General features: G+C 58.6%; 20 protein-coding genes. 14 read left to right on the top strand and 6 right to left on the bottom strand.

Annotation, left to right across the window (positions count from 1 at the left end; genetic code table 11):
- Positions 1-96: 96 nt before the first annotated feature.
- The gene (locus J3364_RS07840; protein ID WP_349557810.1) at positions 97-1,740 is read left to right on the top strand and encodes an aminotransferase class V-fold PLP-dependent enzyme; all 1,644 of its coding nucleotides are present in this window, start codon (positions 97-99) and stop codon (positions 1,738-1,740) included.
- An 11-nt stretch (positions 1,741-1,751) separates the two neighbouring features.
- Here J3364_RS07840 and rarD read toward each other — a convergent pair whose 3' ends face one another.
- Positions 1,752-2,645, bottom strand: a complete 894-nt coding sequence (gene rarD, locus J3364_RS07845; protein ID WP_349557811.1) for an EamA family transporter RarD — start codon at positions 2,643-2,645, stop codon at positions 1,752-1,754.
- A 200-nt stretch (positions 2,646-2,845) separates the two neighbouring features.
- On the opposite strand from rarD, the gene J3364_RS07850 reads away from it, so the two are divergent.
- Positions 2,846-4,219: a GMC oxidoreductase gene (locus J3364_RS07850; RefSeq protein ID WP_349557812.1), complete on the top strand. Its 1,374-nt coding sequence runs from the start codon at positions 2,846-2,848 to the stop codon at positions 4,217-4,219.
- Complete coding sequence (locus tag J3364_RS07855) at positions 4,206-4,571, top strand: twin-arginine translocation signal domain-containing protein (RefSeq protein WP_349557813.1); 366 nt, start codon at positions 4,206-4,208, stop codon at positions 4,569-4,571. The genes J3364_RS07850 and J3364_RS07855 overlap by 14 nt, the downstream gene beginning before the upstream one ends.
- Here J3364_RS07855 and J3364_RS07860 read toward each other — a convergent pair.
- The 5 genes from J3364_RS07860 to J3364_RS07880 all read right to left on the bottom strand — a co-directional run bounded on the left by J3364_RS07860 (position 4,568) and on the right by J3364_RS07880 (position 9,539).
- On the bottom strand, positions 4,568-5,431 hold the full coding sequence (locus J3364_RS07860) for an ABC transporter permease (protein ID WP_349557814.1): 864 nt from the start codon (positions 5,429-5,431) through the stop codon (positions 4,568-4,570). The two genes, J3364_RS07855 and J3364_RS07860, sit on opposite strands and share 4 nt — an antisense overlap.
- Complete coding sequence (locus tag J3364_RS07865) at positions 5,431-6,291, bottom strand: ABC transporter permease (RefSeq protein ID WP_349557815.1); 861 nt, start codon at positions 6,289-6,291, stop codon at positions 5,431-5,433. The genes J3364_RS07860 and J3364_RS07865 overlap by 1 nt, the downstream gene beginning before the upstream one ends.
- Positions 6,288-7,373, bottom strand: coding sequence for an ABC transporter ATP-binding protein (locus tag J3364_RS07870; RefSeq protein WP_349557816.1), 1,086 nt, complete (start codon positions 7,371-7,373; stop codon positions 6,288-6,290). The genes J3364_RS07865 and J3364_RS07870 overlap by 4 nt, the downstream gene beginning before the upstream one ends.
- 11 nt (positions 7,374-7,384) lie before the next feature.
- Positions 7,385-8,470 carry an extracellular solute-binding protein gene (locus J3364_RS07875; protein ID WP_349557817.1) on the bottom strand — a complete coding sequence of 362 codons (1,086 nt, stop codon included), beginning with the start codon at positions 8,468-8,470 and terminating at the stop codon, positions 7,385-7,387.
- A gap of 187 nt (positions 8,471-8,657) precedes the next feature.
- Positions 8,658-9,539, bottom strand: a complete 882-nt coding sequence (locus J3364_RS07880; RefSeq protein WP_349557818.1) for an AEC family transporter — start codon at positions 9,537-9,539, stop codon at positions 8,658-8,660.
- Positions 9,540-9,963: 424 nt separating this feature from the next.
- Between J3364_RS07880 and J3364_RS07885 the strand changes: the two genes are divergently transcribed.
- The 11 genes from J3364_RS07885 to J3364_RS07935 all read left to right on the top strand — a co-directional run bounded on the left by J3364_RS07885 (position 9,964) and on the right by J3364_RS07935 (position 19,257).
- Complete coding sequence (locus J3364_RS07885; RefSeq protein ID WP_349557819.1) at positions 9,964-10,806, top strand: formate/nitrite transporter family protein; 843 nt, start codon at positions 9,964-9,966, stop codon at positions 10,804-10,806.
- A gap of 56 nt (positions 10,807-10,862) precedes the next feature.
- A complete protein-coding gene (locus J3364_RS07890; RefSeq protein ID WP_349557820.1) occupies positions 10,863-12,584 on the top strand; it encodes a bifunctional protein-serine/threonine kinase/phosphatase in 1,722 nt (573 codons plus the stop codon).
- A gap of 435 nt (positions 12,585-13,019) precedes the next feature.
- On the top strand, positions 13,020-13,583 hold the full coding sequence (locus J3364_RS07895) for a suppressor of fused domain protein (RefSeq protein ID WP_349557822.1): 564 nt from the start codon (positions 13,020-13,022) through the stop codon (positions 13,581-13,583).
- A 106-nt stretch (positions 13,584-13,689) separates the two neighbouring features.
- Positions 13,690-14,181, top strand: a complete 492-nt coding sequence (locus J3364_RS07900) for a DUF6985 domain-containing protein (RefSeq protein WP_349557823.1) — start codon at positions 13,690-13,692, stop codon at positions 14,179-14,181.
- A 93-nt stretch (positions 14,182-14,274) separates the two neighbouring features.
- Complete coding sequence (locus tag J3364_RS07905) at positions 14,275-14,574, top strand: hypothetical protein (RefSeq protein WP_349557824.1); 300 nt, start codon at positions 14,275-14,277, stop codon at positions 14,572-14,574.
- Positions 14,575-14,689: 115 nt separating this feature from the next.
- Positions 14,690-15,160 (top strand): hypothetical protein, encoded by a 471-nt coding sequence (locus J3364_RS07910; RefSeq protein ID WP_349557825.1) that lies wholly within the window; start codon positions 14,690-14,692, stop codon positions 15,158-15,160.
- A gap of 77 nt (positions 15,161-15,237) precedes the next feature.
- The gene (locus tag J3364_RS07915) at positions 15,238-15,759 is read left to right on the top strand and encodes a hypothetical protein (protein ID WP_349557826.1); all 522 of its coding nucleotides are present in this window, start codon (positions 15,238-15,240) and stop codon (positions 15,757-15,759) included.
- Positions 15,760-15,915: 156 nt separating this feature from the next.
- Positions 15,916-16,194 carry a type II toxin-antitoxin system RelE/ParE family toxin gene (locus J3364_RS07920; RefSeq protein WP_349557827.1) on the top strand — a complete coding sequence of 93 codons (279 nt, stop codon included), beginning with the start codon at positions 15,916-15,918 and terminating at the stop codon, positions 16,192-16,194.
- Positions 16,195-16,204: 10 nt separating this feature from the next.
- Positions 16,205-16,519: a HigA family addiction module antitoxin gene (locus tag J3364_RS07925; protein ID WP_213477037.1), complete on the top strand. Its 315-nt coding sequence runs from the start codon at positions 16,205-16,207 to the stop codon at positions 16,517-16,519.
- 424 nt (positions 16,520-16,943) lie between these two features.
- A complete protein-coding gene (locus tag J3364_RS07930; RefSeq protein WP_349557828.1) occupies positions 16,944-17,990 on the top strand; it encodes a hypothetical protein in 1,047 nt (348 codons plus the stop codon).
- 496 nt (positions 17,991-18,486) lie between these two features.
- Positions 18,487-19,257, top strand: coding sequence for a hypothetical protein (locus J3364_RS07935; protein WP_349557829.1), 771 nt, complete (start codon positions 18,487-18,489; stop codon positions 19,255-19,257).
- The last annotated feature ends 215 nt before the right edge of the window (positions 19,258-19,472 follow it).

Raw genomic sequence — 19,472 nt, forward strand, 5'->3', positions numbered from 1 at the left:
TTGTTCGATATGGATCGATATTAACGCAAAACCAGAAACAATGTGCAGCCCTCGGCGCCGTAAACTGGATGGACATTCGATAACAGGGCCAGCACCATGACCGACCTGATTTCCCGTATTCGCGATGCCGTGATTGGCGAGCAGCAACTGATTCCCACGCCGTTTGGCGAGCGGCCGCTGGTCTATGCCGATTACACCACCTCCGGCCGTTCGCTGGCGATGATCGAATCGGTCATCCGGGATTGGGTCCTGCCCTTCTACGCCAACACGCATACCGAAGCATCGCTGACCGGCGCCCAGACGACCGCCTTCCGCGAACAGGCGCGTCAATCGATCCGCGACGCGGTCGGCGCAACTGACGACGATGCGGTGATTTTCTGCGGGTCCGGCGCCACGGCGGCCATCCACAAGCTGATCGACATCCTCAATCTGCGCCTGCCGGCGGACCTGGATGCCCGACACCGCCTGGCCGAACAGATTCCGGAGGCCGAACGCCCCGTGGTGCTGGTGGGGCCTTACGAACATCATTCGAACGAGTTGCCCTGGCGCGAAACGATTGCCCGCGTGGTCCGCATCCCCCTGGACGACCGGGGACAACTGGATCTGGCCTCACTGGAACAGGCGCTGGAACGCCACGCGGACCGCTCGCTGGTGATCGGGAGTTTCTCGGCAGCCTCCAACGTCACCGGTATCCGGACCGATGTGGAAGCGGTTACGCGACTGCTGAAACGCCATGGCGCCCTCGCCTTCTGGGACTATGCCGCCGCCGGCCCCTATGTGGCGATCCACATGCAGGGCGAGACCGGCGCCGCCAAAGACGCTCTGTTTCTGTCACCCCACAAGTTCATCGGCGGGCCTGGCACCCCGGGCGTGCTGGTGGTGAAAAAACAGCTGCTGAACAACCGCGTGCCGGCGGTGCCCGGCGGTGGCACGGTGTCCTACGTCACGTCGACATCGCACCGTTACGTGGCCAATCCGGAGCGTCGGGAAGAAGGCGGGACGCCGGCGATCATCGAATCCATCCGCGCCGGGCTCGTGTTTCGCCTGCAGCAGGCGGTGGGCGCGGACACCATCGAATCCCGCGAGCAGGCCTTTGTAAAGCGGGCGCTGGCTGAATGGCAAAGCAACCCCAACCTGGACATCCTGGGGCCGACCGACGCGCCGCGGCTGTCCATCGTGTCGTTCCGGGTGCGTCATGGCGCGCAGCATCTGCACTACGGCTTCGTGGTCGCCCTGCTCAACGACCTGTTCGGTATCCAGGCCCGGGGCGGCTGTGCCTGCGCCGGTCCCTACGGTCATGAACTGCTGGGGATTGACGAAGCCACCAGCCAGGCCATCGAGAGCCAGGTGGTTGCCGGTGAATCGTTGCTCCGGCCAGGCTGGGTGCGCCTGAACTTCAACTACTTTATCGACGACGCCACCTTCAACTACCTGGTGCACGCCGTGAACCTGATCGCCGAACACGGCTGGCGTTTGCTGCCGGCCTACCGCTACGAACGCGCGGCCGGCGTCTGGCATCACCATTCCGGACGGGCGCCGTTGGAGAATTTGGGGGATATCGACTTCAACCGGCCGGACGAACCGGCGCGGCGCAGGAATCAGCGTCCGCTGACGGATTACCTGAACGCCGGAGAAGCGATTCTGACATCCGGAGCCGTTAGCGAGGCGGTGGAGGCCATGACGCTGTCACCGGAAGCCGAAGCCCTGCGCTGGTTTGTCCGGCCCCAGGACGTGGCCTGAGGCCTTAAGGATCAGGCGGTCGCGGTCCGGCGCGAGGTCCAGGACGACCAGGAATACAGCAGCAACGCCGCCCAGATGACGATAAAGCTCAGCAACTGGATCTGGCTCAGCGGTTCGTTGAAGACGAACAGCGCAATCAGGAACTGCAGGCTGGGGTTGATGTACATCAGGAAGCCCACCGTCGCCAGACGCAGGCGGCGGGCCGCACCGGCAAACGCCAGCAGCGGCAGCGCGGTGACGACGCCACTGGCGACCAGCAGCGAGGTGGGTCGCAGTCCTTCGGCAAAGTGGGATTGCCCCAGGTGGTCCAGCCAGCCCAGAGCCAACAGCCCGACGGGTAAGAGCAGCAGCGTCTCCACGAACAGCCCGGACAGGCCGTCCAACTCCACCTGCTTGCGCAACAGGCCGTAAGTGCCGAAAGTCATCGCCAGCACCAGCGTAATCCATGGCAGGCTGCCGAGCAGCACCAGCTGGATCAGGATACCGACGCCCGCCAGCCCGACGGCCACACCCTGCAGCCGCTCCATCCGCTCACGCAGGACCAGCATGCCCAGGCCCACGTTCACCAGCGGCGTCAGGAAATAGCCCAGGCTTGCCTGCAGCACGTGGCGGGATTCCACCGCATAGATGTAGATGCCCCAGTTGGTGGCAATCAGGATGGCGCAGCCCAGCACCCGCCACAGCTTTCGCGGATTGGCAAAGGCCGCCTTGACCGGCAGCCAGCGGCGCAGCACACAGATCACCACCGCCAGAAACACACTGGACCAGATCACCCGGTGGATCAGCACTTCGTAGGCCGGCACACCCTGGAACAACGCAAAGAACAGCGGAAAGCAGCCCCACATGGTGTAGGCCGACAGTCCGAACAGAACGCCCTTGGTGGTCTCAGAGGTGTTGGCTGGCATGGTGTGCGGTCCCCGAAAAAAGACAGCCAATCTATCATAGGGCACGCGCCCCGAAACGGGACAGTTGGCGGTTGCTGTACCGGCACAGATACTTCATTTCCTCAGATGACCCCGCCGCCGATTCCTCACAAAAACAGGTGCCAAATTTACGGCTCTGGCCAATAATTCAGACAGGCCACCCAGCCGGGTCCGGCCGGGCTATGGGGCGCACAACGATGCTGGTCCTGGATCCTGAAAACCGCCATTACGATGTGGCGATCATTGGCAGCGGCCCTGCCGGCATTACACTGGCCCTGAGTCTGGCCCGGCTCACCCCGCTTCGCATCGCGCTGCTGGAAAGCGGGCTGCTGGATGCCGACCCGACCATCCAGGCCCTGGCCCGCGCCCAACCCCGGGGCGATCTGGGCGAGGCCTATTTCCCGATGCACACCCAGCGCCGTTTCGGCGGCAGCTCCACCATCTGGGGCGGGTACTGCGCCGTGCTGGAGGAGCGGGCCTTTATGGCCGGCGACTGGCCGATCCCCTATTCCGAACTCAAACGCTGGTACCCGGCGGCGGCCGGCATGCTGGAACTGCCGGACAACGCCTACACCCGCCCGCACGTCGCCATCGAAGGCACCCGGGACATCGTCTACAAACCGTTCTACCTCAGCCCGCCGGTGCGCTTTAACGAGAAATACGGCGACGAGATCATCAGCCATCCCCGCATCGATTTAATCCTGGGGCACACCTGTACCCGGCTGGAAGCGTCCGGCCGTCAGGTCCGCCACCTGCTGTTGCAGGACTCGCTGGACACCACCCGCGCCCCGGTTCGGCTGCGGGCGGATACGGTCGTCCTCGCCTGCGGCGGCGTGGGCAATCCGCGCCTGCTGCAATTGTCCGGTATTGGCCAGGACCTGCCGGTCGGCGTGGGGCTGATGGAGCACCCGCACATGTACGCCGTCGCCAACATGTACCTGGACTGGAATCGCCTGCAGGATGTGGTGGATCGCCGCGCCAATGCCGTCCACGCGCTGCAGCTTGCAGACGCTTACTGTGTGACCCACGACGCCCTGTCGTTCAGCGCCGATTTCAACTTGCAGCAACTGGTGGCGGAACCGCTGCTGGGCGAACGCCGGGAGGCGCTGTTCACCCCGGTCAGCCTGCGGGCGGAGATCGCCCCCAATCCAGACAACCGGGTCAGCGACAGCGACCAGCTCAACGCCCTGGGCCAGCCGCTGCCACGCATCGACTTCCATTACCGCTTCCGGCAACAGGCGCACCGGACCTGGCAACTGTTTGCGGATGCCTTGCTGCGCACCGGCCTGGGGCGACCGTCGACCCTGCGCTCGAATTTCCAGCTTCACAGCGGCGGCCACCTGATGGGCACCACCCGCATGGGCACCGACCCGCGCCAGTCCGTGGTCGACATCAACGCCCGGGTCCACACCACCGACAATCTCTACGTAGCGGGCTCGTCCGTGTTTCCCGCCGGCGGCGCCTCGAATCCCACCTACACCATCATCGCCCTGACGTTGCGCCTGGGCGATCACTTGGCTGCTCGACTGGGAGGAAAGGCCGATGCGACGTCGTGATCTGTTGAAAGGGGCCGGGGTGATCGTGGGGCTCGGCCTGACCGGCTGCGTGCCCTGGGTGCAGGACGGCACCGCGGCCACCGAAGCCGCTCCCAGCCTGTCCGATCAATTGGCGGAACTGGCGAATGCGCGCTTCAGCGCCAGCGCCAAAGGCCTGAGCAGCCAGGTGCTGTTCGATCGCCTTCGCCAAAACGGCGTGCTGTCCACACAGCGGGGGATCAACACGGGCAAACTGCGCAGCCTCGCCCGCAAGGAACCGCTTATCCAGTATCAGGGGTTCTATTACAGCCGGTCGGAACTGGCGCTGTACAACCTGGCCTACCTGGTGCATCGGCCCACACTGGGGCGCTAACCCTCTTTTCGCGCCGAACTGCGCCCCATGGCCAGCACCGCCAGCAGGGCCGAGCCCACCATCAGCAACAGGGCAACGGCGTTGAGCACGGGCGTCGAACCTTCCCGCAATCGATTGAACAGGGCCACGGTGAGGGGCGTATCGCTGCCGGTCAGCATCACGGTGGTGTTGAAGTTCTCGAACGACATCAGGAACGCCATCGCCGCCGCGCCGAAAATCGACGGCAGCAGCCACGGCAGCGTCACGGTGAACCAGGCCACCACCGGCGTGGCGCCCAGGTTGAGGGCAGCCTCTTCCAGCTGCCGGTCAAACTTCCGCAAACGGGCGGCAATCACCAGCGTACACAGCGTCGTGATGAACGCCACCTGCCCCGCCACCACCAGCGGCATGCCGGGCCGGAACATATCCAGCTCGATGCCCCACTGCTGCGACACGGAATTGGCCATGCCGCTGTAGAACACCAGGATCGACACACCCAGGATCACGCCGGGAATCACCAGCGGCAGCAACATCACCAGATACAGGAATTCCTTGCCGCGAAACTCCAGCCGCTCGAACAGGATGGCGTTCACACAGCCCAGGAACACGCACAGCAGCGTCACCCAGAAAGCAATCACCACGCTGACCCAAAGGGCCGACAGCAAACCGTCGTCATGGAACAGCCCGGTGCGGCCGTTGGAGCCGTCCGCAAAGAACCAGTCCAGCGTAAAACCTTTCCAGGGCAGCGACGGGAACGACGCGTCGTTGAAGGCGAACACGGCGGTCACCGTCAGCGGCAGCGCCAGATAGATGAAGAACAGGATCAGGTAGGCCAGATAGATCCGGTCAAACCAGGCGGAGCGGGGTACGGAACGAATCATCAGCCCATCACCTTGCGCAGGTTCTGCCCGGTTACCCGCAACCCGAGCCAGACAATCACCGACGACAGCACCAACAGGAGCACACCCAGCGCCGCGCCCTGCTCCCAGTTAAATCGGGTGATGAACTGGGTGAAGATCTGCTCGGTGAACCAGGCGCTGTCCTTGCCGCCCATCAGGATCGGCGTCAGGTAGCTGCCCAGGGTCAGCATGAACACCACGATGCAACCGGACACCACACCGGGCATGGCCCAGGGCACGATGATTTCCCGCAGCACGGTCCAGTGGTTGCCACCCAGGTCGTAGCCGGCTTCCACCAGGTTCTCGTCCATGCCGTCCAGCGTGGTCACCAGCGGCACCACCATGAACAGCAGGCCGTTGTAGACCAGACCGATGATCACGGCAGCGTCGTTGTAGAGCATTTCCACCGGACCGTCCGCCAGCCCCAGCGCCTGCAGCCAGGTGCTGAACAGGCCGCTCTCGCGCAGCAGGATCATCCAGCCGTAGGTGCGCACCAGCTCGCTGGCCCAGAACGGAATCAGGCAGGCCAGGAACAGGAAGCCCTTGGCGCGCCCCCGGGCCAGCCGGGCGATGTACCAGGCAATGGGAAAGGCAATCACCAGGGTCAGGAACGTGGTGAACAGGGACATCACGCCCGTGCGCACGAAGGTCCGCCAGTAATAGGATTCGGAAAAGAAGTTCTGGTACTGCTCCAGCCCCAGGGTCACCGTGTCCCAGCTTTCCCGCACGTGGAACGACACCCGCAGCATCTGCAGATGAGGCAGCAGCACCAACAGGACAATCCAGAGGACAAACGGCGTCATCAACAGGCACAGGGACAGTTTGCTGGCGTTGGATCTCACACGGGCTCTCCGGCAAACACCGTGGCCCGCTGCGGGTCCCAGCCCAGATGGATGGCCGAGTCCGGCGACAGGTTCGAGACCGAACCGTCCTGGGGCAGTCGAGCGAAGATGGTCTGGTCCGCCACGCCGGCTTCGATCCGGCTGTTGGCGCCGTCGAACAGGGTGGTCGTCACGGTCGCCTGCATGCGGCTGTAGCCCTCCGGGACCGCCCCGTTCATCACCAGGGATTCCGGACGAATGAACAGGTCCGCCCGGCTGCCGGTTGCAATGCCCTCACCCGCGATCCGGCCGGTCACTTCCTCGCCGCTCTGCAGACGCAGGCGAGCCAGGTCGCCGTCCACCGAAATGACGTCGCCGGACAACCGGTTGTTGTCACCGACAAAACCCGCCACGAACGGCGTGGCCGGGTCGCGGTACAGGGTTTCCGGTGCGGCCACCTGATCGAAGCGACCCTGGCGCATCACCGCCACCTGATCGGACATCACCATGGCCTCGGACTGATCGTGGGTGATGTACACGAACGTGGTGCCGAAGGCTTTCTGCAGGTGTTTGAGCTCGACTTTCATCTGCTCGCGCAGTTTCAGGTCGAGCGCGCCGAGGGGTTCGTCCAGCAGCAGAAGCGTGGGCTCCAGCACCAGACACCGCGCCAGAGCCACGCGCTGGCGCTGGCCGCCGCTCAACTGCTGCGGGTTGCGGTCTTCCAGACCCGGCAGGCCAACCTGCTCCAGCACCCGGGCGATCTTCCTGGTGCGTTCGGCCGCCGGTACTTTCTGGCGACGCAAGCCGTAGCAGATGTTGTCACCCACCGACATGGTCGGGAACAGCGCCAGGTGCTGGAACACCATATTCACCGGTCGTTTGTTAGGCGCCACATCGTTCATGCGCTCGCCGCGGATCTGGATGTCGCCGCTGTCCGGCCGGTCGAAGCCCGCCAGCAGCCGCAGCAAGGTGGTCTTGCCGCAGCCGGACGGACCGAGGATGGAAAAGAAGGTGCCCGCAGGCACGTCGAGGGACACCCGGTCCACCGCGGTGTGCTCACCGAAGCGGCGGACCAGGTCGGTACAGAAGAGATCGGAGGCCATGGACGATCCGATCAGTTGGCGGCCTGGACGCGGTCCAGCACCTGCCCTTCCATGGCTTCCAGTCCCGGCGGCACCGGCGGGTACCACTTGATGTTGTTCAGGGCTTTTTCGTCGAAGCTCTGGCGATAGGCATCGCGCAGGTCTGCTTTCACGAATTCGTCGGCGCCTTTGGACGCGGTGAAGTTACCGGACTGGTTGGTGATCTTGGCGGCAATTTCCGGCTGCATGACGAAGTTAATCCACTTGTAGGCAGCATCGACGTTTTCACTGCGGCGCGGCAGGGCGAAGGTGTCGATCCAGCCCAGGGCGCCGGATTTCGGGGCGACAAAGCTGATGTCCGGGTTCTCGCCGTGGAGTTTCCAACCGCCGGCGTCCCACGCCATGGCCGCCTTCACTTCACCGGTGCGCATCAGGGCCAGCAGTTGGTCGCCACCGGTCCAGTAGGTCTTCACGTTGGCTTTGCAGTCGATCAGCTTGTCCTCAACCTTGGCCAGGATGGACTGGTACTTGTCCTTGTCGTCGTAGGCGGCGAACGGGTCCTCACCCAGCGCGAAGGCAAAGCCGATCAGTGTCGGGCGCTTGAGACGGTAGCTGACCTTGCCGGCCACGGCGCTGTCACACAGGTCGGTGTAATCGGTGACGGTGTCCGCCACGTCCTTGTTCACGATCAGGCCGCTGGTGCCCCAGACCGCCGGCACGCCGTACTGCTTGCCGTTCAGGTCGGTGGATTTCTCGGTGGCCTTGAGCATGGACGGCTGGATCTGGTCCGTGTCGATCTTGCTCAGGTCGATGGGCTGATAGATGTTGAACTGGCGCTGCACGCCGATGATCCGGTCCTGACTCGGCTGGGCCAGGTCAAAGCCGGCACCGCCGGTGGCCCGCAGCTTGGAGATCATGTCCTCGTTGTTCGACAGGGTGATCTTCACGTCGATGCCGGTTTCTTTCTCGAACTGGGCCACCACGTCGTCCGGGGCATAGCCGCCCCAGGTGATCAGCCGCAGTTCTTCGGCCAGGGTCGAGGTGGAAAACACGGCTGCGGTCAGGAACGCGGCAAGCGCTCCGGTGCGGGTCAGGATGGTTCTGGGCTGGCTGTCCATGCGAAGTCCTCGTCTTAAACGCCGGTTATTCCCCGGCTCGGGCTCATCGTGGAACACGCCGGGAATCATTGGGTTATCAGAACGGTATAGACCAGATATGTCACTTTTGTGAAATATGCAGCAGGGAACGCGCCAAGAGGTTGCCCGGGATCAAGTTTCCCGGGCATAGGTTCGATCGGGTGCCCGATCAGACGAAATGCAGGGCCGCAAAAACCGCCAGCAGGGAGAACGGCATGCTGAGCAGGATAACCGCGGCAATGTCGTCCTTGGGTCCTTCATAGTGGGCGGCCAGGATATAGCTGATCACCGCCACCGGCATACTCGCCTGGATCAGTATGGTGTGGGCCACAATCGGCTCCAGCGGCAGCACCGTGATGACCGCCAGCGCCGAGCCCAGCCCCAGCACCACGCGGCCGATGGAAAGACCGACAATCCGCCACACCTGCCCCAACTCCCGCAGGTTGATGGAGGCCAGTGAACGCCCCAGCAACAGCAGCATCACCGGAATGGTCATGCCCGCCAGGATATCCAGCGTGCGGGTCACCGCTTCCGGCGCTTCGATCCCGGTCACGACCCAGACCAGCCCTACCAGCAGCGCGATGATCGAGGCATTGGAGAAAATCGCCTTGAACGAGAAGCGCCCCGACAGCAGCCAGACGCCCAGGGTGAAGTGACTGATCTGGACCACCGTGGACACCACCACCGCGTGCACCAGGGCCTGATCGCCCAGCAGCGAGAACACCAGCGGAATCCCCAGGTTGCCGGTATTGGGATTCACCAGCATGGACAGGTAGCCGCGCACCTCCAACCCGGACAGCTTCAGGGCAATCGCCCCCACCACCGCCGACAGCGCCAACACCGCGAGGATCGCGATCAACGTATCCGACACGCTCCAGATCGGCGTATCCATCCCCAGCATGGCCTTGAGAATCAGTGCCGGCAGGCCAATCAGGGTGACGAGTTGGGACAGAGCCGGTGAATCGAGCAACGTGGTCCGGCGGGCCAGGATCAGCCCCAGCACAGCACAGAAAACGACGGGAAACAGCGCGTTCAGGTAGGCCGACAACAAAACGGGAATCTCCGAATCCTTTCAAAGGTGGGCATTGTACCTTGAGTGCCCCGGCTTGGCAGCGCGATGAAAGTGGCCTCGGCAAAGCACCCGGATGGTGTCGGCGTGATTCATTATTGTGCATGACTCGGCATCAAGCCTGTGGAAAGCGGCGACCAGACGCCTCAAAAAACTCACTAATACGTTGATAACGAGTGCAATTTTCAACTTCCTGAAAATTGGGCACGGGAGTTGCTCTGACAACAACGACGTCGGGTGAATCCGCCCGGCCCAGACAACCGAAGCACGACCGGACAACGGCGTCCGCATCCGTCTGCAACGCAGGCCCGGTGTGGCGTCGTTTTTTTGTGCCCGCCAAAAGAAAGCCCGCCCGACTGAGGCAGGGCCACACAACGTAAGTGACCACACGCAAGAGGAAGCCAAGATGTCCTATTTAGTCCCGTCGGAATTCGTCACCAAGATGGTGGATGCCGGCGAATCCAAGATCTACATGTCCACCCGCGACACCCTGATCCGCGCCTACATGGCCGGCGCCATCCTGGCCCTGGCCGCGGTGTTTGCGGTGACCGTCGCGGTCCAGACCGGTGTTTTCCTGATCGGCGCCGTGCTCTTCCCGATCGGCTTCTGCATGCTCTACCTGATGGGCTTCGACCTGCTGACCGGGGTCTTCATGCTCACGCCGCTGGCGCTGCTGGACAGACGCCCGGGCGTCACCGTCGCCCAGGTGCTGCGCAACTGGGGCTGGGTCTTCCTGGGCAACTTTGCCGGCGCCCTGACCGTGGCCTTCATGATGGCCTTCATCTTCACCTACGGCTTCAGCACCGACCCGGGACCGGTCGGCACCAAGATCGCCGGCATCGGCGAGGCGCGGACGCTGGGCTACGCCGAGTACGGCACGATGGGTTGGATCACCATCTTCATCCGCGGCATGCTGTGCAACTGGATGGTCTCCATGGGCGTGGTCGGCGCGATGATCTCCACCAACGTCACCGGCAAGATCCTGGCCATGTGGATGCCCATCATGCTGTTCTTCTTCATGGGCTTCGAGCACTCCGTCGTGAACATGTTCCTGTTCCCGTCGGCCATGATCATGGGTGGCGGCTTCTCCATCGCCGACTACTTCATCTGGAACGAGATCCCCACGGCACTGGGCAACCTGGTAGGCGGCCTCGCCTTCACCGGCCTGACCCTGTACACCACCCACATTCGGACCGCGCCCAAGCGCAAGATCGCCGCGCATCCGTCTGCCGAGCGGGCGGCCGCCTGATCGGTCTGCCCTATGACGCGGCCCCTGTCTCCGAGGCAGGGGCCGCTGCCAAGTCCATGACTAACCGATTGACGGTTGTTCTCGGTCAGGCGTCCGACCGGGGGCAAAAACCGTCCAACCAGGATTTCCACGGCTGCCGGACACCCACCGGTCCGCTGCTGGCTCTCAAAGGCATTGCCCTGGCCATGGCGGACGGCATCAGCAGCAGCGATGTCAGCCACATCGCCAGCGAAACCGCCGTGCGCGCCTTCCTGGACGACTACTACTGCACCTCCGACGCCTGGTCCGTGCGCCACGCGGTGGAGCGTGTCCTCACCGCCACCAACGGCTGGCTGCATTCCCAGACCCAGCGCAGCGATGCCCGCTTCGACAAGAACCGCGGCTACGTCTGCACCCTCAGCGCACTGGTGCTCAAGGCCGATCGGGCACATCTGATCCACGCGGGCGACACCCGCATCTACCGCCTGAACGATGCCGGCCTGGAACAACTGACCCACGATCACCGCTTGTGGGTCTCCCCCAAGGAAAACTACCTGAGCCGGGCGCTAGGCATCGAGGAAACGGTCGAGCTCGATTACCGGTCCGTCGCCATCCGGCCCGGCGACGTGTTTATCCTGGCCACCGATGGCGTCTACGAACACGCCGACACCGCCTTTATCCTCCAGTGCTGCCGGGAGCACGCCGGCGATCTGGATAAAGCCGCGCAGCGCATCATCGAACACGCCCTCGACAACGGCAGCTCCGACAACCTCACCCTGCAGATCGTGCGGGTGGAGTCGGTGCCCCGGGACACGACCCCCGACTTTCACGCCACCATCGCCGACCTGCCGCTCCCCCCGGTGCTGGACGACCAAGCCACCTTCGACGGCTACACCCTCCTGCGGGAACTGCACGCCACCAGCCGCAGCCACGTCTATCTGGCGGAGGATCAGGAGAGCGGCGACAAAGTGGTCCTGAAACTGCCTTCCATCGAATGGCAGCAGGACGAAAGCTACCTGGAACGGCTGCTGATGGAAGAATGGATCGCCCGACGCGTCCACAGCGCGCACGTGATGAAAGCCGGCCCCCAGATCCGCCCACGCCAGTACCTCTACACGGTCACCGAATACATCGAGGGGCAGACGCTCAAGCAGTGGCTCAACGACCATCCCCAGCCGGATCTCGAAACCGTGCGCGATCTGGTCGAGCAGATCAGCAAGGGCCTGTATGCCCTGCACCGGATGGAAATCCTGCACCAGGACCTGAAGCCGGACAACGTGATGATCGACACCCACGGCACCGTGCGCCTGATCGACCTGGGCGCCGCCCGCGTGGCCGGCATCGAGGAAGCCCGCACCGACGACGATCCCCTCGCCCTGCCCGGCACCGCGCTGTATATGGCGCCGGAGTACTTCATGGGCGAAGTGGGCACCGCGCGGTCGGATCTTTACTCGCTGGCCGTGCTCACCTATCACCTGCTGTCCGGGCGTTTTCCCTACGGCCCGCAGGTGGCCAAGGCCAAAACCGCCGCGGCCCAGCGCAACCTGAAATACCAGAGCGTCCTTGATGACGAGCGCGCGATTCCCGCCTGGGTGGACGAAACCCTGAAAAAGGCCCTGCATCCCAACCCGGACAAGCGGTACCAGGAGCTGTCCGAATTCACCTACGACTTGCGGCATCCTAATAAGGCTTATCTCAACAAGACGCGGCCTCCGTTGCTTGAGCGGAATCCGGTGGCGGTTTGGCAGGGGATTTCGGGGATATTGGCGGCGGCGGTGGTTTATCTTTTGGTGCGGTAGTTTTCCTTAGAGAGTCCCTTCTTTCGTTTCCCCGATTGTTATCAGCTGCTTCTCCCCGATCGAATACCCCTATCGCTTTCCGTATGGGCAAAGATGATGATCAGGACATCGTGAGAAACGAGTTGATCACGCTCAAAATGCGGAGTTCAGCGACTGAATGCACGAAAACTCCGGAACATGCAAAAGCCAACAACTGTAATGCGCTGAACTTACTCACTTTATCAGCGATAGGTGCTTTTGCGACCTAGTATTACACGACTCGGAGTTATCCTCGCTTTGTCGGAAAACTCCAAAAACGTGAAGCCGGCTACTGGCCTTACATGACTGAAAGGGCTACGCTTTTTTAAAATTGGAGCGTTTCACGCTGCGGAGTTATCCGCGTGGGTGATATACGACAAAGTCAGTTGAATTAGCTGTTAGGCCGTAGGAGCACTCATGGCACCATCGTCAGAACATAAAGCTTGGGCGGGGATACTTCGCGAAAAGATCCCGGAGGGTGCACGAGTCCACAACTATAAGGACGAGGGTGAGAACCATAGCATTACTATATTTTCGGGCCACATCGACGATGAATACTTTGCTTCGACTGTAGGTCTGATGGATTTAGAGCAGCGGACTCATCAGGGAGTTTCGATTACCACGGAGGTTCTGATCGAACGTAGGGGATCCGACCAGTGGCTCGGAAATCTAGCCTCCACTGTTGCTTTCTTCGTCATGAAAGACGGTTGGAGTATCGCGCCCGGAATCATCTTTGAACGGATGCTGGAGGTATATGAGCCGCGAACACCGTTACCTCACCTGTTTTTCGTGCCAATTTTTCAATGGGATGATATGAGCAGGGTATCGGTAGGTACACACACTCTTTTCCCTCTTCTCGCAGTTCCGATTTCCGAGGGAGAATCGCAGCTTGTGGCGAAGCGGGGGGCTCAGGCATTGGAAAACCGTTGGGAACGACTCAAAACCGATGTCTTCGATTGGTCCCGGGAGAGCGTCGCATGAGGCCTAACCAAACGGTCAACCGGACGCCAAAAGCGTGGCGCTTTTGGTTCCCTTCGCTGGCGCTCCGGCGCCGGTTACCTTAGCGTTAGCTGCAAGAGGGTCAATTGTGCAACTCGATAAGTTCGAAGAATGGCTCCGCGAACTTCGGCGTGAAGACGATCTGCTTGTTGGAGAGTTGCAGATTCCCTTTCTGGACCAAGAGGAGCCGATCGAAGTGTGCTTCGTTGGCCAGGAAGGAGCAGTAACCGAAGCTCAAATGAGTACGCTGCGAAGCTATTTAGGTCGACTTGACGATCTTCATCAAAAGGCCGTTGAAAGGATCTTCACCGAATATCAGGCGACCGTAGAGACTTATCGTGAAGCATTTCGAGAATGGAAAGATGATCCTGACGAGAACGCACCGTACATTTGCGCACCCGAGGAATTGGCTTCACTGCTAGTGTACCAGACGATGTTCGTCCCTTCTTCGCGAGAGGTGGGCACCTTCGGCATGGGATTCTGGGCCAAATGGGAGGTCGAGCACGGCGTTGGACTCAGGTTTGAGGAATGGCAGATCACTGAATCAGGAGAGAACTCTGTCCATTTCCAGTTTGAGTGAAGAGTAGCTAACAATCGGCTGCACGGCGACCGATTTTCCGCCGCTTTGCGGCTCCAAACCGGCGCGTGAGCCGGGCGTTATGTGTGAGTCAGTATGAGCAAGAAGCTAAGTCGCCAAGAAAAGGAACTTTGGGAGCGGATACGAAGCATCTTGTGGGAGAAGTGGGATCCAATTGGCGTTTATGAGCCAGATAGCGAATGGGACGACGAGTACGATAGCTACGTGCCTCATCTATTTCGCCTTGCGATGGAAGGCTGCGATCACATACGAATAGCAGCTTCTTTGACCGCAACGATCAATCAGAACATCGGCCTTAGTGCGGCTGACAAGAACGAACATGATTTACACATAGCTAAGCTGATTGTGTCAGCGAAAAAGGAGTTACTGGGGTAATGGGGAAAACACATAACCAGTCATTCCAGTTCGTTACGGCCCTAATGGGCCTCCACCGGACCGGTTTTCCGTTGCACTCCAAACCGGCCGCTGAACATCGGCGTTAGAGGGATTCATGGAAACCAAGGAGATTGAGGCTAGATTCAGAGAAAAGCTGGAAGACAGAGTTGATATTAAAGTTGCGGTTTATCGAGATGACCATGATGCTCTCTGTGTCTCTACTCGTTCGCCATGCGCCGACATCGGGCAACTGGTCGCACGAGTTGAAGCTACATCTATTACGCTCTCGTGCAACATAATTCACTCCCACGTTGATCCAGCAGAGATGGAGCGTCGAGGCTATCCAGAGCCAGTAGACGCAATGTTAGATGAGGCGGTTTTGATGTTCGGCGACCTCGTTGAATGTCGGGCCTTTTTGTCAAAGACGACTGCTCCCGATGGGACGGTCATCTGCAGTGGCTGGGGGCCAATCTCAGCAATTAACGACAAGAATGAGAAGTTCGAGATGATGCTGGTGGAGACTTATGGAAGTCCAATCATCGAAGAAAAATGGCTGTGGTCGGGCAAAATTGATAAATCGCTCTAACCATTGCATGTTGGCGGACTGGTTTTACGCTGCGCTCCAAACCAGCCGCAAATGCAGGCGTTAGCTGAGAAGAGAACATGAGCTTTGTATTAACTCTCGCAGTGCTGGCCGTTCTTTTTGGATTGATCTATTGGTTCAGAAACCGTGGTAGCGGGAAGGTAACAAAAACGAATCATCAGTACTTCTCAAGATTGTGGTTGTGGCCAAAAGGTGAGCACACCCGCTGGGAAGCAGAGTTTGATTTGGACTCGGAACTTTCAGATAAAACAGTTGGCCTTCATGCGGAGGACAACTATGAAACCTGCGGAAATCCGGAGCCTACTTCCGACGAAGTTGCTTTCGCTAAACACTATTTATCGGACCTTGAGTTGCTATTTCCTTTAGTTGAGTCTGGTGTTCGGCAAGGTTGGAAAGACTGGTTCAATGAGGATTTGCCTGAATGTTGGCAAAAGGAATTCGTGGTTGATGGGTTCTCTGTCCCTCGGAACGGAAATGCAAGGGATACCTGGGGAATAACATTATTCTGCGAAAAGGCTGGCCATTATTTTTGCTTGGTTGTCGAAAACGGTGTATCGACGCTTGAGAGCATTGACGGATGACCAGCTAACAAGGCCAGTCACGGCGACGTCTACTACATTGCGGCTTCGCCTCCATTTCGTAGCCGCGCGTGCTGAGCGGCGTTATGCCCCTCTCCACACACACTATTTTGAATAGTAACGCTTGACGTTAATAACGCTCTGCGTCATCATTTCCTCATGATCATATCGTTCAAGTGTAAGGATACCGAGAAGCTGGCAAGCGGACGCCGCGTCAGACGCTTCGTCAATTTTGAGCGAGTTGCCTTGAGGAAAATTCGGCAACTCCAGGCTGCAAGCCAGTTAGATGATCTTAAAGTACCGCCCGGAAATATGTTGGAACCATTGCATGGTGACCGCCAAGGTCAGCACAGCATTCGAATCAATAGGCAGTTCCGGGTTTGCTTCCGCTGGACCAAGGCGGGCGCGGAAGATGTCGAAATTGTTGATTACCATTAGGAGGTAACTCATGCGCAATATTGAAGCTGTAACACCAGGCGAGTTACTGAAAGAAGAGTTTCTTGAGCCGATGGGTATTTCTCAATACCGCTTGGCTAAAGAGATCGGGGTGCCTGCTCAGAGGATTGGCCAGATTATTGCGGGAAAGCGTTCGATAACCGCAGACACGGACCTGCGACTCTGTCGTTTCTTTGGTTTGTCCAATGGTTACTGGTTGCGTGCTCAGGCGGCCTACGACACTGAGATTGCGGAAGATGCGCTGGCTGGTCAATTGGACAATATTCGCCCTTGGAGTGCTGTGTCAGAAATGGGGCATAGGGCATAACCAACGGCTGCACCGCGACCGCTTTTCCGCCGCTTCGCGGCTCCAAACCGGCGCTTGAGCCGGGCGTTAAAGGCCTTACTCCGGTGTTCTTTGGTTGGGTGTTTGGCTGCGGTTTTGGTGGTTGCCCGCAGGCACAATACAGCCCTGAGTTGGGCAACGGTTTTGACCGGTAATTCGGTGTTCAGGTCGCGGGGCAATCCGGCGCACCCGCCGGGCAACTCCCGTCAATTCAGTGTCCTGGTTCCTGGCGCCATGGGTCTTGCTGGTCCACAGTATCGGGAGTTGGCATTCGGGTTGGGTGCCGGAATGAGTTGCCGGGTAACCGGCATTTAACCAGTCGCATCAGGACGCGGCCTGCGGCCGCTGGACGCCCATGACTGGGCGCCCCTGTGCTCAGCGTTAGATCAATCTCTTGGGACATTCTATGCCAACCGCTATGGTCGTTCCGGGATATTATCCGGACATTGTTGAGGTTATCCGGTCTGCGGATTGGTTAGTTCACAACTTTGGGGGCAAAGATGTGGACATCTACAACGCGGCTAACTACCAGCACAATCTCCAATCAGAAGGCGTCAAGTACCAAGTGATACTTGATATGAATTGTCTTCAATACCTGCTAAACCTCACCAAAAGGGCGAAATCCAATGAAGTATCAAGAATCGCTGCTGCTTATCTCACCTTTTTTCGGATTGCGGACGTTCAGCTAGACCCGACATACGCAATTTACGAAAAAATTAATTACTCCGGCGAGCGGGCAGATGAGGCAATATCAAATCTTGAGCAATTTCGCGGCATTGATGACCACTTATTAGATGAACTGGCTGCGTATGCGCTCGGTTTTGAGCAAAAGCTGAGCGTCGACCCAATCGTGGCCCCCGATCGGGACGACCTACGAAGTAAGGTGTTGCAGTACAGGCGTCTTACAGATTGGGACTCTTTGTATCTCTGCGTTCTTGCAATTACTAGCGTGGCAATTGACACATCCATATCGCGCCCAAGAAAGTTAATCACATTCGTTAACTGGTGCGTTTCTGAGTTTCGTTTTTCGCTTGCCGCGCTTGTATATGCGGCGGCGCTGTTCGGACGAATTCCAGCAAAGAAAATGATGAAGTTTAAACCAGCAAGGGCCAGGGCCAATAAGGTGGGGGCGCTTCGCAACATGACTTGGGATCTGTACTACGTTGATCGATATATGAAATCTTGGGTAAATAAAGACCCCAAAGTCGAGAATCTCATGTTGACCGCGGATGCTGGTTTGAAGCTCACTATGGAGCTGGCTGTGGCCTGCCAGCTTGCCGATGATCTTGAGCCTCTTCGGCCACACCTCGCGGATGAACTTAATTCAATCGACCAAGCTTACTCAGGCCGAAATTCTGTTGACAGAGTCTACAATTCACAACACTGGGGCGCTGAGTACCGTGATAGCCTAATTGAGAAATATGAAGCGACACTCCTGCAAGCCGAGATCTAACCAGTGCAGGCACGGCGACGCCCATTACATTGCGCCTTTGGCTCCATTCCATGGGCGCGCATGCTGCAAGCGTTAAATCAACGTAGATGACGGACTATATCTTTATCACAATTTTCATTGGATGCTCTCTTTGGCCTGTTACGACAGCCTTTCGAATTAGGGCTGAGTTCCGAAAACATGGTTATGAGATGAAGGCTAGCCCACTTTGGTCATGGACGAACTTCAGCACCTTTTGGAACGAGGCTAAGCAACGTAACGACCGCTATAGAAATTCTGCCATTGCCAAGCTGCTGGAGTTTTATGGGCTGTGGTGGGCGACTGTGGCCGTGGTCTCGTTGCTCGCCCTGGCCGCGATTATGTTTTAACCAATAGTTCCAGTTTGTTCCGGGCCAAATGGCCCTCCACCGGATGCCCTTTTCGCCACGCTGCAAGGGCACCGCTGAACAAAAGCGTTATTTTTTTTGGCTGGCCCCTTAGCATGTAAGGTAAGAGCGATATGAATTCTGATTCCAGTGAAAATCAGATGAAGCCATACGATTACAAAGTAGGCTGTAAAGATAATGATAATGTCTTAGTAAAAAAGATTTACGCTAAACTTCCAGATTTTGTTGTTTATCGGACTGATAGTGCGATACGTGTAGACATTGATGACGATTCTAAAAAAATAGAAGAAATAAAATCAAATCACACAAAGCTAGGTGTTGATCTTGCGAGGATATACTCTTGGTTGCCCGAAAGTCTATCTTGGTCTGAATCTATTAACAAGCAAATAGCTAGGGCAATGGTTACGAATATCCTTGGCAACTTTGACGACGGAAAAGAGATGCTAAGGCATGCAGAAGAACGAATTGTTAAGTTAAAAACCATTCAAGGACGACTTCAGTATACTCTTAGTGCATTTGTACTTGTTTTAATAATCTTCTTTGTTTCCATTTTGATGCCAGATGAAAATTCTACGATTTTATCTCAAGTAATACTGTGTGGCGCATTGGGCGGGGTTTTATCTATTGCCGTAAGCCTCAGTAAGCTAAATATCGATATTGATGCGAATTGGCAAATGAACTGTCTAATTGGCGGCTCAAGGATACTGGTTGCAATTACGGCATCATTGTTCTCTTATTTCGCAATCAAGTCAAATGTTGCTTTCTCTTTTGTTAACGAAGTAGAAACGAGCTATGGTGTTTTTATGATTGCCATGGTCGCTGGTTTTGCGGAAATGTTAATACCTAATATTATGAATAATATAGCAAAGGAAAAACTTAACTAGGGGTATAGGGGAATATAACTAGGCCAATCACGGCGACGCCTACTACATTGCGGCTTCGCCTTCATTTCGTAGCCGCGCATGTTGGCTGGCGTTGAGGCTGTAGAAAAACCCCGAGATCCCCCTCCGGTTTGATAGGATCGTGCAAACGGACAAGGAGTCGTCAGATGCCCAAAGCCAAGCCCCGCTTCCGTCCTTACAATCACGACCAGAACGCC

The sequence above is a fragment of the Marinobacter sp. NFXS9 genome, assembly GCF_040148665.1.
GTDB classification, from domain to species: Bacteria; Pseudomonadota; Gammaproteobacteria; order Pseudomonadales; family Oleiphilaceae; genus Marinobacter_A; species Marinobacter_A mangrovi.

Bases quoted from the DNA above. Each gene is read 5' to 3' on its own strand.
- J3364_RS07890 (WP_349557820.1), top strand. From the start codon at position 10,863: ATGACTAACCGATTGACGGTTGTTCTCGGTCAGGCGTCCGACCGGGGG.
- J3364_RS07885 (WP_349557819.1), top strand. From the start codon at position 9,964: ATGTCCTATTTAGTCCCGTCGGAATTCGTCACCAAGATGGTGGATGCC.
- J3364_RS07895 (WP_349557822.1), top strand. From the start codon at position 13,020: ATGGCACCATCGTCAGAACATAAAGCTTGGGCGGGGATACTTCGCGAA.
- J3364_RS07935 (WP_349557829.1), top strand. From the start codon at position 18,487: ATGAATTCTGATTCCAGTGAAAATCAGATGAAGCCATACGATTACAAA.
- J3364_RS07925 (WP_213477037.1), top strand. From the start codon at position 16,205: ATGCGCAATATTGAAGCTGTAACACCAGGCGAGTTACTGAAAGAAGAG.
- J3364_RS07910 (WP_349557825.1), top strand. From the start codon at position 14,690: ATGGAAACCAAGGAGATTGAGGCTAGATTCAGAGAAAAGCTGGAAGAC.
- J3364_RS07915 (WP_349557826.1), top strand. From the start codon at position 15,238: ATGAGCTTTGTATTAACTCTCGCAGTGCTGGCCGTTCTTTTTGGATTG.
- rarD (WP_349557811.1), bottom strand. From the start codon at position 2,645: ATGCCAGCCAACACCTCTGAGACCACCAAGGGCGTTCTGTTCGGACTG.
- J3364_RS07855 (WP_349557813.1), top strand. From the start codon at position 4,206: ATGCGACGTCGTGATCTGTTGAAAGGGGCCGGGGTGATCGTGGGGCTC.
- J3364_RS07870 (WP_349557816.1), bottom strand. From the start codon at position 7,373: ATGGCCTCCGATCTCTTCTGTACCGACCTGGTCCGCCGCTTCGGTGAG.
- J3364_RS07905 (WP_349557824.1), top strand. From the start codon at position 14,275: ATGAGCAAGAAGCTAAGTCGCCAAGAAAAGGAACTTTGGGAGCGGATA.
- J3364_RS07860 (WP_349557814.1), bottom strand. From the start codon at position 5,431: ATGATTCGTTCCGTACCCCGCTCCGCCTGGTTTGACCGGATCTATCTG.
- J3364_RS07850 (WP_349557812.1), top strand. From the start codon at position 2,846: ATGGGGCGCACAACGATGCTGGTCCTGGATCCTGAAAACCGCCATTAC.
- J3364_RS07875 (WP_349557817.1), bottom strand. From the start codon at position 8,470: ATGGACAGCCAGCCCAGAACCATCCTGACCCGCACCGGAGCGCTTGCC.
- J3364_RS07840 (WP_349557810.1), top strand. From the start codon at position 97: ATGACCGACCTGATTTCCCGTATTCGCGATGCCGTGATTGGCGAGCAG.
- J3364_RS07920 (WP_349557827.1), top strand. From the start codon at position 15,916: ATGATCATATCGTTCAAGTGTAAGGATACCGAGAAGCTGGCAAGCGGA.
- J3364_RS07930 (WP_349557828.1), top strand. From the start codon at position 16,944: ATGCCAACCGCTATGGTCGTTCCGGGATATTATCCGGACATTGTTGAG.